A 17,270-nucleotide genomic window follows, 5' to 3' on the forward strand; every position below is an offset into this window, starting at 1 on the left:
GTGTCACGACGTCCCCGTTCCCGGGACCGGCCGAGGGGACGGCTCGGCGGCCGCCAGCCCCCCCGGAGCCGCCCCGAGCGCCGGCACGAAAGGCCAAACCAACACCGAGTTCAACGTACATAACCCCCGCGCGGGCGGGGCCCGCGGTCCCCCCGCCCCCCGGGCCCCGGCGTCATCGACGAGGACACCGAGGTAGTGATGGCGATCGAGGCAGGCGTCCAGGCGGCTCCGCCGGTGCTGGGCGCCGCCGAGCCGTCCCCTCGGCCGGTCCCGGGAACGGGGACGTCGTGACACGGCCCTTACCTAGGGGGACGCGGTGGCGATACTGACCAATGACGGCCTGCTGGCCGTTGCGGGCCTGCTGAATGTGCAAACTCTTCCGCTGGTGCTCGCGGTGGGGCCCCAGCAGGATTCGGCTGCCGCCTGGGCCGCCGCGCAGAACGAGGCGCTCGCCGGACTGCGCAGATCGGGCCTGGTGGACGGCTACGACGACGTCGACACCGATCTGGCCGCGGCCATGCACGTGCTGGCGCAGCCGGACCGTGAACTGGTAGCCCGGATCCACACCGGGGCGGGAGTCCGGCGGGTGTGCCTGGCCCGCCGTGGCGATCGGCATGCAGTGGCCACCAGGGACGGTGACATGTTCGATGTCCGAACGACGTGGGCCGATGCGACGGGCGCGACGTTGGCGCGCCCATTGCTGGATGCGCTCGGGACCTGCCCACCGGCGGCGACACCGAGTTTCAGTGCGCCGACGGAAGCGTTGCGGGAGCGCCTCGACGGCGCCGCCGACTCCAGCGGGTACACCCAGGCGCTGTACGAACTGGGTGTCGAGGAACGGACTGCGATCGAGTTCGGTCTTGCCCTGTCCACCTGTACCGCGTATTCCGAAATCGTCGGCTACGCCCACGGCGAGGGTGTCACCCATCGATCCGCAGGAGCGGTCGTGGTGTACGACACCGGGCGCGGCCGGCTGGTTGCCGTCCCCGGCACCTCGCCGGATCAGCAGGTCTGGTCGACCTTCACTGCGGGCTCCGACCACCGGATCGCCGAGGCGATATCCGCCCTCGTCCACTCGCTACCGGTAGGAGGGTGGATGTCCTAGACCACCGGTTCAGTTCGAGATCGTCGGATCTCGACGGAATACGACCTCACGACAGGATCCCGACGATGACAACACAGGGTGCTGATCTCGATGTCCCGCCGGTCACGAAGACCACGGGCGAGATGTGTCAGGCCATCGAGAATCTGCGGCTGTCGGTGCACGCCGTGGACGCGGCCAAAGATGCAGCCCACGCGGGCTGGAAGGGTAACGCGAGCGCGGCGTTCGTCACCACCTCGCAGGCGTGGAGCGATGAATCGGTATTCGGGTCCTGCCACGGCTCAGCCGAAATCGTGGCCTACGCCCACATCGACGGAGTAGCCGTCCGGGCACCCGCAGCGATTGCAGTTCACGACACCGGGCGCGGCAGGATCGTGGCTGCTCCTATGGTTTCCCCGGACCGACGGGTGTGGTCCACGATCACCACCGGCAGTAACCATCGAATAATTCAGGCAGTCGGTTCTCTTATCGAAGGCCTGCCCGGCGAGAGGTGGCTGCCACCGTAGTTTCCCGTGCGACAACAAAACTTCGCGAGAACCCTTTCTCCGAATCGACATGAAATCTATTTCGAGCGCATAGTACGAGAGGAATCAATAATGGCCGGTGAAGGGCACCAGATCAATTTCGAGGCGTTCGGCGCCACGGACGCCGCCGACGAGATGGCCAATGCTGTCATCACAATACGCAATACCATAACCGAGGTCGTCACGACCGTGGACGCCGCCAAGGGCGGCTGGCAGGGCGACGCGTATGACGCGTGCGGGCGGGCATGTTCGGCGTTCGAGGACGAAGCCGACCGCGTCCGAGCGATCCTGCAGGAGATCGCGGACATGGTCGGCGACGGCAACAAGAACTACGAAGTGCTGGAGGCAGAGAACCAGGACTATTTCACCAATCTGACCAACCTGACCTGATTCAAAAGGAAGACCGAAGGAAAAACTATGAAATACGATCCGAATATTCTGGGGCCACTGATCCAGGACTTGGAAAGCTTGCGAGACAAGCTCCGGGTCGATGCGGAAAACCTGCAGGCGGCGGCGGGAAAGCTGGCCATTGCTTGGGATGGCAACGCTGGATATGAAGGCTTTCGCGATGCAAAGAACCGGTTCGATGCCGAATTCGGCACCGAGTACAGCGACAACACGGTGGTCGACGAAACCACCATCGGAAAGCTCAATGGAATCGGCAAGGCCGTCGAAGCCGCCTGGCAGAACGCGCTCGGCACCGACGCCAAAATCGGCGCGTCGTTCGGCGGCTGAGCTCAGCGCAACAGGCTGGAAGACCTGGCCGTCGACCACGTCTTTCGCCTGAGCACGGCATACACCGCTGGACGGTGCTCGCTGCGGATCGAGTCGTTCATCGATCCGAGCCGGAGAGGGGGGGGGGGGGGGGGGGGGGGGGGGGCGGCGGGGCGGGGGGGGGGGCCCCCGGCGCGGCCCCGGGCGCGGGCGCCCGGGCCCGCCCCCCGCCGCTCCCCGGGTCCCCGGGGGGGGGCGCCCCCCGGCGGGTTTTCCGGCCCGGCCGATCAGTAACCGCCGGGAAATATGCGGTCGTGGCCGACGGCGACCGTCAGGAGATCTTGCGACGGTAGACGTTCATGGCGAACAGGTAGGCCACCACGAGGATTCCGGCACACCAGGCCAGTGCGATCCAGATATCGTTGCCGACCGGCTGTTGGGTGAGCAGGTCGCGGATGGCGTTGATGATCGAGGTCACCGGCTGGTTCTCGGCGAATGCCCGCAGCGGTCCGGGCATGGTTTCGGTGGGTACGAAGGCCGAGCTGATGAAAGGCAGGAAGATCAGGGGGTAGGAGAACGCGCTGGCACCGTCGGCCGACTTGGCGGTGAGACCGGGGATGACCGCTATCCAGGTCAGCGCGAGGGTGAACATGATCAGGATGCCCGCGACCGCGAGCCAGGCCGGTATCCCCGCGCTCGACCGGAAGCCCATGAGCAGGGCGACGAGCACGACGACCACGACCGAGATCAGATTCGCGACGAGCGAGGTCAGCACATGCGCCCACAGTACCGAGGAGCGTGCGATCGGCATGGATTGGAAGCGTTCGAAAATTCCGCTCTGCATATCGAGGAACAGCCGGAACGCGGTGTAGGAGATACCCGAGGCGATGGTGATGAGCAGAATTCCGGGCAGCAGATACTGCACGTAGGAGTCCGATCCGGAGTCGATCGCGCCGCCGAAAACATAGACGAACAGCAGCATGAAGGCGATCGGCATGATCGTGGTCGTGATGATGGTGTCCATGCTGCGCGTGATATGGCGCAGGGATCGTCCCAGCAGCAGAGTGGTGTCGGGGAAGAAATGAGTGGTCATCATGGTCCTAGGTCGTCCGTGCCGCATTGCGGTCGGTGCCGGTGGGGTCGGTGTCGCCGGCCTCGCCGACGAGTGCGAAGAAGATGTCTTCGAGGCTGGGCTGCTTCTCGACGTATTCGACCTCGGCGGGCGGCAGCAGCTGCTTCAATTCGGCGAGGGTGCCGTCGACGATGATCCGTCCCTTGTGCAGGATCGCAATCCGGTCGGCGAGTTGCTCGGCTTCCTCCAGGTACTGGGTGGTGAGCAGTACTGTCGTCCCCTGTTCGGCGAGTTCCGCCACCGCCTGCCAGACCTCGACGCGGGCCTGGGGATCGAGCCCGGTGGTCGGTTCGTCGAGGAAGACGATCGGTGGATTCCCGATCAGGCTCATGGCTATATCGAGCCGGCGGCGCATACCGCCGGAGTAGGTGGCGACTTTCCGGCCGGCCGCGTCGGTGAGCGAGAACCGCTCGAGCAGGTTGTCGGCGATCTGCTCGGCGTCCTTCAGATGCCGGAGTTTCGCGATGAGTACGAGATTTTCCCGGCCGCTGAGGATCTCGTCCACAGCGGCGAACTGCCCGGTGAGGCTGATGGACTCGCGCACCTCACCCGGTTGCGTGGCGACGTCGAAGCCGTTGACCCAGGCTGCCCCCGAGTCGGCTTTCAGCAGCGTGGACAGGATTTTCACCAGGGTGGTCTTGCCGGCCCCGTTGGATCCGAGGAGAGCGAATATGCTGCCCCGCCCGACTTCGAAGTCCACGCCGCGTAGTACTTCCAGCTTTTTGTAGGACTTTTCCAGGCCTTGTACGCGGATCGCCGGAGCTTGATGTGTCGTCATCGAATTGCCCTCTACTTCCCGGCGCCGGCGGCGCGTTCGATGGCGCTGGTCAGCCGCGCCCGTTCCCGGCCGATCCACGAGTCCTCGGGATAGTTCCGCGCGAACTTCTCGATGAACTCCACGGGGTCCGCGCCGACGATTTCGCCGACCGGAGTCCCCTCGGCCGCACTCCGTTCGAAGACCTCGGTCAGATCCTCGAAGATCGAGACGCCGCCTACCCGGCCGGTGTGCAGCAGGTATCGCTCGAAACCTGCGACCGCTGTGCGCTGACTCGCGGGTAGCTGCGCCGCCCGGGTCTTGTACTGCCGCCACCGACGTTTGTCGCCGAGATCGCCGACCACTTTCGCGGTGAGGTTCGAGATGTCCATGGCTGTCTGCCTTCCGTTCCGCCAGCTCGTGACCAAGATGGCTATAAGTAGATGTATACGTACATCGCGTGAGCCAACTATAAGTAGACATATACGTACACGCAAGCCCGGACTTGGATTGCTGGGTCCCGGAGGTGAAGGCGCAGGTGCTCGCGTCGGTGCCGAGGCCGCGGATCGTGGCCGCACGAGGGGATCTGCCGGGCCGAACCGCGGTAGCCGCGCTCTGCGCCGACGGCGAACAAACCGCCCGTCGTATTGTCCCGGCGGTAGCCTCGGCTGCGGGAGATCAACCCGACTACGAGGAGTCATGCAGATGAGCCGACCGGTTCGGATCGGAATTCAACTCCAGCCCCAGCACGCCCCCGATTACGGACTCATTCGCGACGCGGTGTTGCGGGCCGAGGATGCCGGCGTGGATATCGTGTTCAACTGGGACCACTTCTATCCCCTGTACGGCGACCCCGACGGCGCCCACTTCGAATGCTGGACCATGCTCGGCGCGTTCGCCGAGCAGACCGAACGGGTGGAGATCGGCGCGCTGGTCACCGGCGGTGGCTACCGTAACCCCGATCTGCTCGCCGATATGGCCCGCACCGTCGATCAGATCAGCGGCGGCCGGCTCATCCTGGGTATCGGTTCGGGCTGGTTCCAGCGTGATTACGACGAATACGGCTACGACTTCGGTACCGCGGGCAGCCGCCTGGACCTGTTGAAGGAGTACCTGCCCCGGATCACCGGCCGGCTCGAGAAACTGAACCCGCAGCCGGTCCGCGAGATCCCGATCCTCATCGGCGGCGGTGGGGAGAAGAAGACACTGCGCCTGGTCGCCGAGTACGCCCATATCTGGCACAGCTTCGGTGAACTGGATGTGTTCACCCACAAGAGCCAGGTCCTCGAGGAGCACTGCTCCCGGGTCGGTACGGAACCGGCGAAGATCGAGCGGTCGGTGGCCTGGCCGGGTATCGAAGCGGCACCCGCCTACCACTCCGCGGGCGCGACCCTGTTCACCGTGGGTATCAACGGCCCCGATTACGACCTGACCCAGGTCCGGGAGGCGCTCGCCTGGCGGGACCAGGTCAACCCGGAGCCGGTCAGCGGTATCGCCTGAGTCCGAGTCGCCGAGTTCGGTCATGCCTTGGCGGGCACAAGAGTGCAGGGCATGACCGACCCGGTACCGAGGACCTGCTGATCTGTTTTGCATGCGCTGCGGCGTTCGGGACCTGCGGTCTTTCTCTCACCGGCATCATCGGCGCCCTCATTGCGGCGATTCCGTTCTGATGCGGACGGCCACGCCCTGAACGATCGGGCGTGGCCGTGTAGTTGCCGCTGACAGTGGTGAATTGTGCAGTGTTACTTCTCCGCCCACCGGGTGGTGCCCGGCGGTGCATTGAAGGTGTTGATCAGGTCCACCGCGGCGACGATCAGGGTCGGTCCGCCGACGGCCAGGGTGCCGATGATTCCGCCGAGGGCCGCGCCGGTGATGATCCCGGCGGGTATGCCGACCCCGGTCCCCGCGGTGACGAGCAGTCCGATGACCGCGCCGACAGCCGTCCCGACGAACCCGCCGATGGCGGTGGCAAGGCCGATCTGGGAGGTGAGATTGTCCTGGGCCGCAAGGTTCTCCTGCGGGGAAGCCACCAGTTCGGCGGCCGGACGTGCGGCCGCCGGGTCCTTGACCGCGGTGAGCTCCAGTACCCGGCCCTCATCGCGGACCGCGTGCGGCAGCGGGTACTCGGTAGCGCCCTCGCGCACCGACAGCGGCAACGTGACCACGGTGGCGCCGGATTCGTCGACGATGTCGACGGTCTCCCCGGCTACCTCGAAGGTGCCGTGAGTGAGGGTGGTGACCACGGTTTTGCCGACCAGTTCGGTGCGGTAACCGATATCGGGGGCGGCGACCGGTGTCGCGTGTGCGGTGGCCGCGCCGAAGGTCGCGGTGGCTAGTAGCGGCACGACGGCCGCGGCAATCTTGCGGATCCTCATTGGTTCACATGTCCGATCTGATCACGGTGTCGCCAAGGGTGGTTTACCACCGGGGCAACCGTGCCGACCGAGTTCCGCCGGACCGAAACGGCTGTGTCCCGGCGGTTTCGAACATTTGAGACACTACGCTGTCGAGGGCGCAAGTGCGACATATTTTAGTGGAATTCTTTCCGGCAAAGTTTAAAGGTCGGATGAATCGGCTACTCGGGTTTGCCTTCGAAGGCTCTTTCCGGATCCTTCCCGCCCGTGTCGTCTGCGATGCAATGATCCCGGCGTGCCGGGTGGGAGGGCGGCGCCGCCGGGGGATCGACCGGCCGTCGGTGTGAAGGTCCGCCCGTAAGGGACGGAAATCCGGCTGCGCCGGTGTTGCGGTCTCCGGATCGCGCCCCGGAAAACGGTCTCGTGCCGGTATTCGACCTTCTCATGCGGGACATGGTTTGTCTGCGTGTCGGGCGCGGTCCCGGCCGTAAGATCGGCGAATATGTGGCTATCTGCAGTGATGCGCACTTGATAATGTAACTGTGTGTGTAGTTCCAGCTGACCGTTTCGAGGAAAGAAGGAACACCCATGACAACGGCACATGCTCAGCACACCGAACACGATCACGAACACGGACCTGACTGCGGGCATGTCGCGGTACCGCACGGCGACCACGTGGACTACGTCCACGACGGTCACCTACACCGCGAGCATGCCGGCCACTACGACGAATGCGAGCCGGCGGCGCATACGGAACACACCAGCCACGATCATGTGCACGGTGAGGGCTGCGGCCATGTGGCCGTCCCGCACGGCGACCATGTCGACTACATCCACGACGGCCACCGCCACGCCCCCCATGACGGGCACTACGACGAACACTGACCCGGTAACCCGCGAGCGGGTGATCGGTACGGCCGGGTGAACAGGCGGAGGTACAGCACCGCGATCGGTGCCGGTTGGCTGCCGTGTGACCGGGCCCGGCAGGACTTGGCGGTATTTATCGGGACCCGCCGTAACAGCGGGTCCCGATAAATACGGAGTGCCCCGGCCCGCGGGACTTCAGTTCTGCGAAGCCGCCTGTTTCTTCGGCGCCCACTGGGTGGTCCCCGGTGCCGCGTTGAGCGTGTTGACCAGGTCCACCGCCGCGATGACCAGCATGGGGCCACCGACGGCTATCGTGCCGATGATCCCACCGATGGTGGCGCCGGCAATAACACTGGCGACAACGCCCGGTCCGGTGACAATTCCGGTGAGACCCACCAGGGCACCGATCGCGGTACCGACGAATCCGCCGATGGCGGTCGCGATTCCGAACTGCGATGCGAAGTTGTTCTGTGCCGCCAGATTCTCCTGCGGTGAGGCCACGAATCCGGTGACCGGCCGTGCGGCCGCGGGATCCTTCACCGCGGTGAGTTCCAGGACCCGGCCGTCCTCCCGGATCTCGTGCGGCAGTGGGTATTCGAGGGTGCCCTCACGCACGGACAGCGGCAGGCTGACCACGGTGGCGCCGGATTCGTCGACGATATCGACGGTTTCGCCGTCCAGTTCGAAAGTGCCGTGGGTGAGGGTGGTGACAACGGTTTTTCCGGCCAGCTCGGTGCGGTAGCCGATATCGGGAGTGGTAGCGGGTGCCGCCTGGGCGGCGGCCGAGCCGAAGGTCGCGGCGGCCATCAGCGGCACTACGGCCGCGACAAACTTGCGGATCTTCATGAATTCACACGTCCGATCTGATCACTTTGTCGCAAAGGATGGTTTACAGCTGGGACGAGCACACTGTCCGGGTTATGCCCGGCGAAATTACCTGTTCACCGGCATAATTCGAACATTCGGGACACTACGCTTCGGAAGAGCTTCCGAGTATGGAGATCTCGTGGAAGTCCCGCGGTATCGCGTTCGAAGTTCGGAACTTCCGGTTACTCGGAATACCCTGCCCGGCCCCACCGCAGGTTTATCGCCCGTACGCCACGGCCGACCGAGTACTTCGCTGCCGTAGCTTGCGGATCGCACCTTCGCCACAGTGTTGCCGGGGAATTCGTGCATCGGGTGCGGAGCGCTCCGGCGGGGTCGGCCGAACCTTATCTCGGTGGATCGGTGAATGTCCAGCTATCGCCGCGGATCGATCGAACCCACGGTCGGCAACAGCTCGCGCGGATCAGCGTGGGCGCAAGATGATCTCGGTGGGATGGCCGTCGCGAGGGGTGTCGATCGCGGTCCGGACCGCACGGGCGACTGTCTCCGGACGGAGGAACTGGGCCGGATCGTAAGCCCGCCCCTCACCGGCCATGATCTCGCGCTGCATATCGGTATCGATCCGCCCGGGATGCACGGAGGTCACCCGGATAGACGGCTCCTCCAACCGCAGCGCGTCCCCGAACGCCCGCAGACCGAACTTGCTGGCCGCGTACGAGGACCATCCCGCGTTCGCCCGCAGCCCGGCTCCGGAATTGATCAGCACCACGTGACCGTGCGCCGCGCGCAGGGCAGGCAGCAACAGCCTGGTCAGCTCGACCACCGCGATCAGATTGGCTTCGAGCGTTTCCCGCCACTGGCGCACCGAGGATTCGGCAACAGTGCCGAGGTCGGCGATACCGGCATTGTGCACGAGCACATCGAGCCGTTCGATCGGCGCCGCCGCGACAGCCACGGCCCGATAATCGGTGAGTTCGACCGGCCAGCCCGTGGCGCCGGGCAACTCGGCCAGGATCGCTTCCAGGCTCGCGGCAGACCGCGCCCCCAACAGCAGCTCGTGATCGGATGCCAGCTCCCGCGCAATCGCCGCCCCCAGCCCACGTCCCGCCCCGGTGACCAATGCCACGGGCCGCTCCCGGCCGAACCGCTCAGCGTCTTGTCCCACAGCAGAAGTCTATTGCGCACATATCTGCGCCGCCCAGGTCCCGCCCCGCCGCGCCGTAGGTGACCCGAATTAACAGCACCCTCATCCCGGCGAAACCACTCCTCGGTAAAAATTATGACTACTCCCGGCTTGACCGAACCCGGAAGCCACACCAGCCCAAACCTCCTCCTTCCGGTAATACATCGCCTGGGCGGGCCCCACCCTCGAGCCGCGGAGCAGCTCCAAAAATGCAGCCCGCCCCTCACGAAAGGCCCACCCCGATCCCAGCGTCAACACACCTGCGACCCAACGCCACCGAAGGCGGCGCCGAGGAGACAGCGAGCAAGATATAGAGATGGCACACCCCGGTTTCACCCCGACGCAGCTTGCTGCCCGTGCGGCGTATCTGCTGCGTGGCAACGATTTGGGAACCATGACCAGCGCCGCGCCGCGGCTGTATCCGCATATGTGGAGCTGGGATGCGGCCTTCGTGGCGGTGGGGCTGGCGCCGTTGAGCGTGGAACGCGCGGTGATCGAACTCGACACCCTGCTCTCGGCGCAGTGGAAGAACGGGATGATCCCGCACATCGTGTTCGCCAACGGCGTGGATGGCTATTTTCCGGGGCCGGCTCGCTGGGAATGCCGGTTGCTGGCGGTGCAGGCGCCCGACGGCCCGGATACCTCCGGGATCACCCAGCCGCCGGTGCACGCCATCGCGGTGCAGCGGATTCTGGATCATTCGCGCCGGCACGGGCGCAGCACCCGCGCTGTGGCCGAGGAGTTCCTGAATCGCCGGTGGTCGGATCTGGTGCGCTGGCATCGCTGGCTGGCACATGCCCGTGATCCGCTCGGCAACGGCCGGATCACCCTGTATCACGGCTGGGAGTCGGGGATGGACAATTCGCCGCGCTGGGATCGGGCCTATGAGAACGTCGCGCCCGGCCCGGATCTGCCGCCGTATCGGCGTGAGGATGTGCTCGTCATCGACGACCCCACCCAGCGCCCCAGCGACCGCGAATACGACCGGTACCTGTGGCTGGTGGAGCAGATGCGGCGCGCCCGCTACGACGACGCAGAGCTGAGCACGGTGATGAATTTCGCCGTGGAGGACGTGTTCGTGACCGCGATCTTCGCCCTGGCCTGCGAAGTGCTGGGGCAGATCGGTGAGGAGTACCACCAGCCGAAGGCCGATACCCGGGAGCTGTTCGGCTGGGCCGACCGGTTCCGCGCCGGCGTGATCGCCACCACCGACGCCCGCACCGGCGCCGCCCGTGATTACGACACCCGGCTGGGCCGCTGGATCACCACCGAAACCCTGGCGATGTTCGCGCCACTCATCAGTGGCGGGTTGCCGCGGGCTACCGAACGCAGTCTGCTGCGGATCTTCGAGGGTCCGCGATTCTGCGGCCATCCCGATCTGCGGTATGCGCTGCCGCCGTCCACTTCGCCGGTTTCGAAGCATTTCCGTCCCCGCGAGTACTGGCGTGGCCCGGTTTGGCCGGTGATGAGCTGGCTGTTCTCCTGGGTGTTCGCCCATCGCGGGTGGGCGGAGCGGTCCTTCGTACTGCGTGCCGAAGCGTTGCGCCAGGCCAGCGACGGCAGCTTCGCGGAGTATTACGAACCGTTCACCGGGGAGCCGCTGGGCAGTATGCAGCAGTCGTGGACGGCGGCCAGTGTGTTGGACTGGCTGGGCTGACGGATCAGGCCGGCTGTGAGCTGGTGGCCGGTTCGCAGGTGTCCTTCAGCGAACAACCCCCGCAGGATCCACCGCAACCGCCGGTCTTCGGCGCCGGGGCGATCGCCTCGGCGGCGCGCGCGCCCGCATTGGCGCCCGCGCCAAGGGTGAACAGGGCGATGACCAGCACGCCCACGGTCACGAGGATGCCGGTGACCGTGCTCGCGGCCAGGACAACCAGCCCGCCCGCGGCGAGTAGCGCGCCGGAAACCACCGAGGTCGGTGCGGCGATCCGGTTCGCGGTGCGGAACGCGGTTTCGTCGCGCAGTGCCGCCTCGGTGTGCACACCGAGGTAGCGGTTGCCGGGCAGCCGGCCGAAGAAGCCGAGCACGCCCGTCGTCAGGGCAATCAGGGCCAGGACGAACAGCAGAATCGCGACGACAAGCACCAGCCGAGGATACCGCAGGGGGGTTGCCGGACCGCGGGTCGGCCGGGTGCTCGCAGCGAAGTAGACCCAGGTCACACCCTGGTGCAGCGGGCTCGGTGCGAACTCCGGCCGGGCGTTTGCCGGTCAGCGTGACCGCAGGTGCCGCGCCGTAACCGGTGGTGAACGGTCGGGGCGCGGGCTTGTTCGGAGACGAGGATGCGAGCTTGTCTGCTGTGCCGCCGCAGGTCGGGCCGGTTCTTCGGCGGAGCGGACGCGGGCCTCCCGGTGCAGGGTTGCACTTACCGCAACCGGCAGCGCGGTTCCGCCGGAGGCACCCGAGTCCTTTCCCTGCGTGGTGGGCGCGGCTGGGGTACGTCTCGTCCGGTCCGGTGGCCGGAGACGGATTCACCCACCTTTTTGGGCTTGTCAGGGGGCACGTCTTAGGCTGTTCGACGACGGATTTCTCCCCATCAGCAGCTAGAGAAGGCAGGACCGTGCAGGACTCCCGCGCAACCGAGACCGCCGGGCAGCGCTCGGTAGACACCGGCGCCCCGGGCCGGGCCGACGATACGCCCGCCCACCGGTACACCGCTGCGCTCGCCGGGGAGATCGAGCGCCGGTGGCAGCAGCGCTGGAACGAGCGCGGGACCTTCCACGCCCCGAATCCGGTCGGGCCGCTGGCGGGGGAGGTACCGGCGGACAAGCTGTTCGTGCAGGATATGTTCCCGTACCCGTCGGGGGCGGGTCTGCACGTGGGGCATCCGCTGGGCTATATCGCCACCGATGTGTTCGCGCGATACCACCGTATGCACGGGCGCAATGTGCTGCACGCGCTGGGTTACGACGCGTTCGGCCTGCCCGCCGAGCAGTACGCCGTGCAGACCGGCGCGCATCCGCGCGACACCACCGAGGCCAATATCGCGACCATGCAGCGGCAGCTGGACCGGCTGGGCCTGGGGCACGATCGGCGACGTTCCTTCGCCACCACCGACCCGGAGTACTACAAGTGGACGCAGTGGATTTTCCTGCGGATCTACAACGCCTGGTACGACCAGGAGGCAGACCGGGCCCGGCCGATCGAGGAGTTGGAGCGGCAGTTCGCCTCGGGTGCCCGCCCGGTGCCCGGCGGTAAGGACTGGGCGAGTGTGCCGGCCGCCGAGCGGCGGGCGCTGATCGACTCGTACCGGCTGGTGTACCAGACCGATTCGATGGTCAACTGGTGTCCCGGTCTGGGAACTGTGCTGTCCAACGAGGAGGTGACCGCGGACGGCCGCAGCGAACGCGGCAATTTCCCGGTGTTCCGGAAGCGGCTGTGGCAGTGGATGATGCGGATCACCGCCTACTCCGACCGGCTGATCGACGATCTGGACCACGTGGATTGGCCCGAGAACGTCAAGGCCATGCAGCGCAACTGGATCGGTCGTTCGCGTGGGGCCCGGGTCGAGTTCGCCACGGTGGCGGGCGATGTGGAGGTGTTCACCACTCGCCCCGACACCCTGTTCGGCGCGACCTACATGGTGCTGGCCCCGGAACACGAGATGGTCGACACCCTGACCGCGCCCGCCTGGCCGGCCGAGACCGATGCCCGCTGGACGGGCGGCAGCGCGACCCCGGCCGAAGCCGTCTCCGCCTACCGCAAGGCCATCGCGGCGAAATCGGATCTGGAGCGGCAGGAGAACAAGGAAAAGACCGGCGTTTTCCTGGGGGCCTTCGCCACCAATCCGGTGAACGGCGCGCAGATCCCGATCTTCATCGCCGACTACGTGCTGAGCGGGTACGGAACGGGCGCGATCATGGCCGTGCCGGGGCAGGACCAGCGCGACTGGGATTTCGCGACCGCGTTCGGCCTGCCGATCATCCGGACCGTCGAGCCGCCGGAGGGTTTCGACGGCGAGGCCTTCACCGGCGACGGCCCGGCGATCAACTCCGATTATCTGAACGGGCTGTCCATCGCCGACGCCAAGGCGGCCGTGATCGCGCGGCTGGAAGCCGACGGCCGCGGCGCCGGCACCGTGCAGTACAAGCTGCGGGACTGGCTGTTCGCACGGCAGCGGTACTGGGGCGAACCGTTCCCGATCGTCTACGACGAGTCCGGCGCTCCGCACGCTCTGCCGGAATCCATGCTGCCGGTACGGCTGCCCGAACTCGACGATTTCGCCCCGGTCACCTTCGATCCGGACGACGCCGATTCCGAACCGTCCCCGCCGCTGGCCAAGGCCACCGACTGGGTGGAGGTGGAACTGGATCTGGGCGACGGTCCGCGCACCTACCGCCGCGATACCAATGTCATGCCGCAGTGGGCGGGTAGTTCCTGGTATCAGCTGCGTTATGCCGATCCCAGCAATTCCGCGGTGTTCTGCGCGAAGGAGAACGAGAACTACTGGCTGGGCCCGCGGCCGGCCGAGCACGGGGCGGACGATCCGGGCGGCGTGGATCTGTACGTGGGTGGTGTGGAGCATGCCGTGCTGCACCTGCTGTACGCCCGGTTCTGGCAGAAGGTGTTGTTCGACCTGGGTGAGGTGAGCGGTAGCGAACCGTACCGGCGCCTGTTCAACCAGGGCTATGTCCAGGGCTTCGCCTACACCGACGCACGCGGGGTCTATGTTCCGGCCGCCGAGGTCGTCGAACGGGACGGCAAGTTCTACTGGACCGACCCCACGGGCACCGAGATCGAGGTGAACCAGGAATACGGCAAGATCGGCAAATCGCTGAAGAACGCCATCGCCCCCGACGAGATATGCGATCTGTACGGGGCCGATACGTTCCGGTTCTACGAGATGTCGATGGGGCCGCTGGATACGTCCCGGCCGTGGGCCACCAAGGACGTCATCGGCGCACACCGCTTCCTGCAGCGGGTGTGGCGGCTGGTGGTGGACGAGGAGACCGGCGCAACCCGGGTCACCGAGGACAACCCGTCCGACGAAACGCTGCGGTTGCTGCACCGGACCATCGCCGGTGTCGACGAGGATCTGGCGGCCATGCGCGACAACACCGCCGGCGCCAAACTGATCGAGCTGACCAATCACCTGACCAAGGCCTACCCGAAGGGCGCGCCCCGCTCGGCCGCGGAACCGGTGGTGCTGATGCTGGCCCCGCTGGCCCCGCATATGGCCGAGGAACTGTGGGAACGCCTGGGCCACACCGGTTCGCTGGCGCACGGCCCGTTCCCGGTGGCCGATCCGGCGCTGCTGACGGCGGAGACCGTGGAGTACCCGATTCAGGTGAACGGGAAGGTCCGCAGCCGTATCCAGGTGGATCCGGAGGCCGATCAGGCCGCAATCGAGGCGGCCGCGCTGGCGGACGAGAAGATCGCCGCGCTGCTGGACGGGAAGGCCCCGCGCAAACTGATCGTGGTGCCGGGCCGGCTGGTCAATATCGTCTCCTGACCCGTGATCGGCCGACACGGTAGCCCGGCAATTCCCGGGCTACCGTGTTGGCCGGTAGTTAATCTGCGAGACTCCTCGGACTTGCCTGCGTCGGCTAGCGTGCGTGCGTTCAGCCCGGAACAGGAGTCCACTGTGAAACCTCTTGCGCTCTTCGTCGCACACCGACCGGCCGGATCCCGGTCGCGCGTGACCTGTCAGTACAAATGCGGCAACGCCTGCTTCCACGAGGTGCCCAACACCTCGTCGAACACCTACTTCGGGGATATCGTGGCCGGGATCTCGCGGCGCCGGGTGCTGCAGGGTGGCGCGGCCGCGGTGGTCGCGATCGGTGCCGTCGGCACACTCGCGGCCTGCGGTGACGACGCCGGCGCCGGCGGTGCCGAGAGTGGGCAGGGGATGGGCACCGATTTCACCCCGGTGGCGCCCAACACCGACGACGCGGTCGTCATCCCGGACGGTTACGAGCAAGGCGTGGTGATCCGCTGGGGCGATCCACTGTTCGAGGACGCGCCCGAATTCGACTTCTACGGCCAGACCCCCGCCGCTCAGGCCAAACAGTTCGGTTACAACAACGATTTCGCCGGACTGCTGCCCATCGAGGGCCAAGCGGGTAAATACCTGCTGGTGGTGAACCACGAATACACCACCGAGGTGTTCATGTTCCCCGGGTACGAGCCCGAGGCGATCACCCGCGAACAGGTCGATATCGCCATGGCCGCGCACGGCCTGTCGGTGGTCGAGGTGCACGGTGAGCCCGGAACCGGGCGACTGAAGCCCGTGTTCGGCAAATACAACCGGCGCATCACCGCGACGACGGAGTTCGTGCTGACCGGCCCCGCCGCCGGCAGTGCGTTGCTGAGAACCACCGCCGACCCCACCGGCACCAAAGTGCTCGGCACCATCAACAACTGTTCCGGCGGAGTAACCCCTTGGGGCACCGTCCTTTCCGGGGAAGAGAATTTCAACGCCTACTTCATCGGCAAGGCCGCCGATCCGGTGACCGCCGAGCGACTGGACCGTTACGGTATCGGCGAATCCGATTCCCCGCATTTCTGGGAGAAGTTCGACAAGCGTTTCGATATCGCGGCCGAACCCAACGAGGCCAACCGTTTCGGCTGGGTGGTCGAGGTGGATCCGTGGGATCCGCAGTCCACGCCGGTCAAGCACACCGCACTGGGCCGGTTCAAGCACGAGGCCGCGAATATCCATGTGACCGCCGACGGCACCGTGGTCGCCTACAGCGGCGACGACGAACGCTTCGACTACATGTACAAGTTCGTCTCCACCCGCAAGATCGAACCGGGTACCGGCGCCGCGAGCCGCCGCCACAACCTGACCATCCTGGACGCCGGCACCCTCTACGTCGCGAAACTCACCGGTGATCACCCCGACCGGATCGATGGGTCGGGCACTGTCCCGTCGGACCAGGGTTTCACCGGTAAGGGACAGTGGATTCCACTTCTGCGCACCGGTGCGGACGGCCGCGGCGAATCACTGGTGGACGGGATGACCGCCGAAGAGGTCGCGGTGTTCACCCGTCTCGCCGGTGACAAGGTGGGCGCCACCAAGATGGACCGCCCCGAGGATTTCGAGGCCGACCCGAAGACCGGCAAGGTCTATGTGGCGCTGACCAACAACAGCAAACGCGGCACCGACGGCGAGGCCGCCGCCGACGAGGCCAACCCGCGCAACGAGAACAAGAACGGCCAGGTCCTGGAGATCACCGACGATCACGCGGGCACCGAATTCACCTGGTCGCTGTTGCTCGTCTGCGGTGATCCGGCGACCGCCGACACCTACTTCGCCGGCTACGACAAGACGAAGGTCAGCCCCATCTCCTGCCCGGACAACCTCGCCTTCGATCCGTACGGCAACCTGTGGATCAGCACCGACGGTAACGCCCTGGACGCCAACGACGGGCTGTTCGCGGTGGTTCTCGACGGCGACCGCCGCGGCGAGACCAAACAGTTCCTGTCGGTCCCCGTCGGTGGTGAGACCTGCGGTCCGGTGATCACCGAAGAACGGGTCCTCGTCTGCGTCCAGCATCCGGGCGAAACCGATGATGCCTCGGTGGAGGCCCCGGCGTCGCACTGGCCGGACGGCGGTACCTCGCAGCCGCGTCCGGCCGTGGTGGCGGTCTGGAAGGCCGGTGGCGGCCGGATCGGTATCGAGTAAGCGGGTTGCGTCGCAACGGGTCCGGGGCGGGGGGGCCCGGCCCGGCGGGGCCCCCGGGGGGGCCGTGCCCCCTGGGGGCTTTGCACCCGGGGGGCTTTTCCGGCTGCGCGGCGGAACCTCGGGGGGCCCGGCGGGGCGGGTGGGCCCCGGCCGGACCCGTTGCGACGCAACCCGCTTACTCGATACCGATC

Annotated in this window: 16 protein-coding genes; 9 read left to right on the plus strand and 7 right to left on the minus strand. The window is 66.5% G+C overall.

The genetic code is table 11. From position 1 onward, the window contains the following. Positions 1 to 316: 316 nt before the first annotated feature. The 4 genes from QH195_RS15275 to QH195_RS15290 all read left to right on the plus strand — a co-directional run bounded on the left by QH195_RS15275 (position 317) and on the right by QH195_RS15290 (position 2,361). Positions 317 to 1,105 carry an ESX secretion-associated protein EspG gene (locus tag QH195_RS15275; RefSeq protein ID WP_280435853.1) on the plus strand — a complete coding sequence of 263 codons (789 nt, stop codon included), beginning with the start codon at positions 317 to 319 and terminating at the stop codon, positions 1,103 to 1,105. Positions 1,106 to 1,170: 65 nt separating this feature from the next. After that, positions 1,171 to 1,608 (plus strand): ESX secretion-associated protein EspG, encoded by a 438-nt coding sequence (locus tag QH195_RS15280; protein ID WP_280435854.1) that lies wholly within the window; start codon positions 1,171 to 1,173, stop codon positions 1,606 to 1,608. A 90-nt stretch (positions 1,609 to 1,698) separates the two neighbouring features. After that, positions 1,699 to 2,016, plus strand: coding sequence for a WXG100 family type VII secretion target (locus QH195_RS15285; protein WP_280425941.1), 318 nt, complete (start codon positions 1,699 to 1,701; stop codon positions 2,014 to 2,016). A 27-nt stretch (positions 2,017 to 2,043) separates the two neighbouring features. Further along, positions 2,044 to 2,361: a WXG100 family type VII secretion target gene (locus QH195_RS15290; protein WP_280435855.1), complete on the plus strand. Its 318-nt coding sequence runs from the start codon at positions 2,044 to 2,046 to the stop codon at positions 2,359 to 2,361. Between the two features lie 310 nt (positions 2,362 to 2,671). On the opposite strand, the gene QH195_RS15295 is transcribed toward QH195_RS15290, so the two are convergent. From QH195_RS15295 to QH195_RS15305, 3 genes are read right to left on the minus strand one after another with little or no spacing between them, the layout of a single operon-like run. Next, the gene (locus tag QH195_RS15295) at positions 2,672 to 3,433 is read right to left on the minus strand and encodes an ABC transporter permease (protein ID WP_280419665.1); all 762 of its coding nucleotides are present in this window, start codon (positions 3,431 to 3,433) and stop codon (positions 2,672 to 2,674) included. 7 nt (positions 3,434 to 3,440) lie between these two features. Next, positions 3,441 to 4,250 carry an ABC transporter ATP-binding protein gene (locus QH195_RS15300; RefSeq protein ID WP_280435856.1) on the minus strand — a complete coding sequence of 270 codons (810 nt, stop codon included), beginning with the start codon at positions 4,248 to 4,250 and terminating at the stop codon, positions 3,441 to 3,443. An 11-nt stretch (positions 4,251 to 4,261) separates the two neighbouring features. After that, positions 4,262 to 4,618, minus strand: a complete 357-nt coding sequence (locus QH195_RS15305; RefSeq protein WP_280419667.1) for a DUF1048 domain-containing protein — start codon at positions 4,616 to 4,618, stop codon at positions 4,262 to 4,264. A gap of 313 nt (positions 4,619 to 4,931) precedes the next feature. Here QH195_RS15305 and QH195_RS15310 point away from each other — a divergent pair, with 313 nt between their 5' ends. Continuing rightward, positions 4,932 to 5,726: an LLM class F420-dependent oxidoreductase gene (locus QH195_RS15310; RefSeq protein WP_280435857.1), complete on the plus strand. Its 795-nt coding sequence runs from the start codon at positions 4,932 to 4,934 to the stop codon at positions 5,724 to 5,726. A 242-nt stretch (positions 5,727 to 5,968) separates the two neighbouring features. On the opposite strand, the gene QH195_RS15315 is transcribed toward QH195_RS15310, so the two are convergent. After that, positions 5,969 to 6,601 carry an ammonium transporter gene (locus tag QH195_RS15315; RefSeq protein WP_280435858.1) on the minus strand — a complete coding sequence of 211 codons (633 nt, stop codon included), beginning with the start codon at positions 6,599 to 6,601 and terminating at the stop codon, positions 5,969 to 5,971. A gap of 567 nt (positions 6,602 to 7,168) precedes the next feature. Here QH195_RS15315 and QH195_RS15320 point away from each other — a divergent pair. Continuing rightward, positions 7,169 to 7,465: a hypothetical protein gene (locus tag QH195_RS15320; RefSeq protein WP_280420297.1), complete on the plus strand. Its 297-nt coding sequence runs from the start codon at positions 7,169 to 7,171 to the stop codon at positions 7,463 to 7,465. 177 nt (positions 7,466 to 7,642) lie between these two features. Here QH195_RS15320 and QH195_RS15325 read toward each other — a convergent pair whose 3' ends face one another. Further along, complete coding sequence (locus QH195_RS15325) at positions 7,643 to 8,293, minus strand: ammonium transporter (protein WP_280435859.1); 651 nt, start codon at positions 8,291 to 8,293, stop codon at positions 7,643 to 7,645. A gap of 442 nt (positions 8,294 to 8,735) precedes the next feature. Beyond that, positions 8,736 to 9,437, minus strand: coding sequence for an SDR family oxidoreductase (locus QH195_RS15330; RefSeq protein ID WP_280435860.1), 702 nt, complete (start codon positions 9,435 to 9,437; stop codon positions 8,736 to 8,738). A 334-nt stretch (positions 9,438 to 9,771) separates the two neighbouring features. Between QH195_RS15330 and ggh the strand changes: the two genes are divergently transcribed. Then, positions 9,772 to 11,112, plus strand: a complete 1,341-nt coding sequence (gene ggh, locus QH195_RS15335) for a glucosylglycerate hydrolase (protein ID WP_280435861.1) — start codon at positions 9,772 to 9,774, stop codon at positions 11,110 to 11,112. Positions 11,113 to 11,116: 4 nt separating this feature from the next. Here ggh and QH195_RS15340 read toward each other — a convergent pair whose 3' ends face one another. Continuing rightward, positions 11,117 to 11,539: an SdpI family protein gene (locus tag QH195_RS15340; RefSeq protein ID WP_280420301.1), complete on the minus strand. Its 423-nt coding sequence runs from the start codon at positions 11,537 to 11,539 to the stop codon at positions 11,117 to 11,119. Positions 11,540 to 12,012: 473 nt separating this feature from the next. Between QH195_RS15340 and leuS the strand changes: the two genes are divergently transcribed. Next, positions 12,013 to 14,904, plus strand: a complete 2,892-nt coding sequence (leuS, locus tag QH195_RS15345; protein WP_280435862.1) for a leucine--tRNA ligase — start codon at positions 12,013 to 12,015, stop codon at positions 14,902 to 14,904. A 132-nt stretch (positions 14,905 to 15,036) separates the two neighbouring features. Beyond that, positions 15,037 to 17,079 (plus strand): PhoX family protein, encoded by a 2,043-nt coding sequence (locus QH195_RS15350; RefSeq protein WP_280435863.1) that lies wholly within the window; start codon positions 15,037 to 15,039, stop codon positions 17,077 to 17,079. Positions 17,080 to 17,270: the final 191 nt, after the last annotated feature.

Source organism: Nocardia carnea, from assembly GCF_029868855.1.
In the GTDB taxonomy this organism is placed as follows: domain Bacteria; phylum Actinomycetota; class Actinomycetes; order Mycobacteriales; family Mycobacteriaceae; genus Nocardia; species Nocardia carnea_A.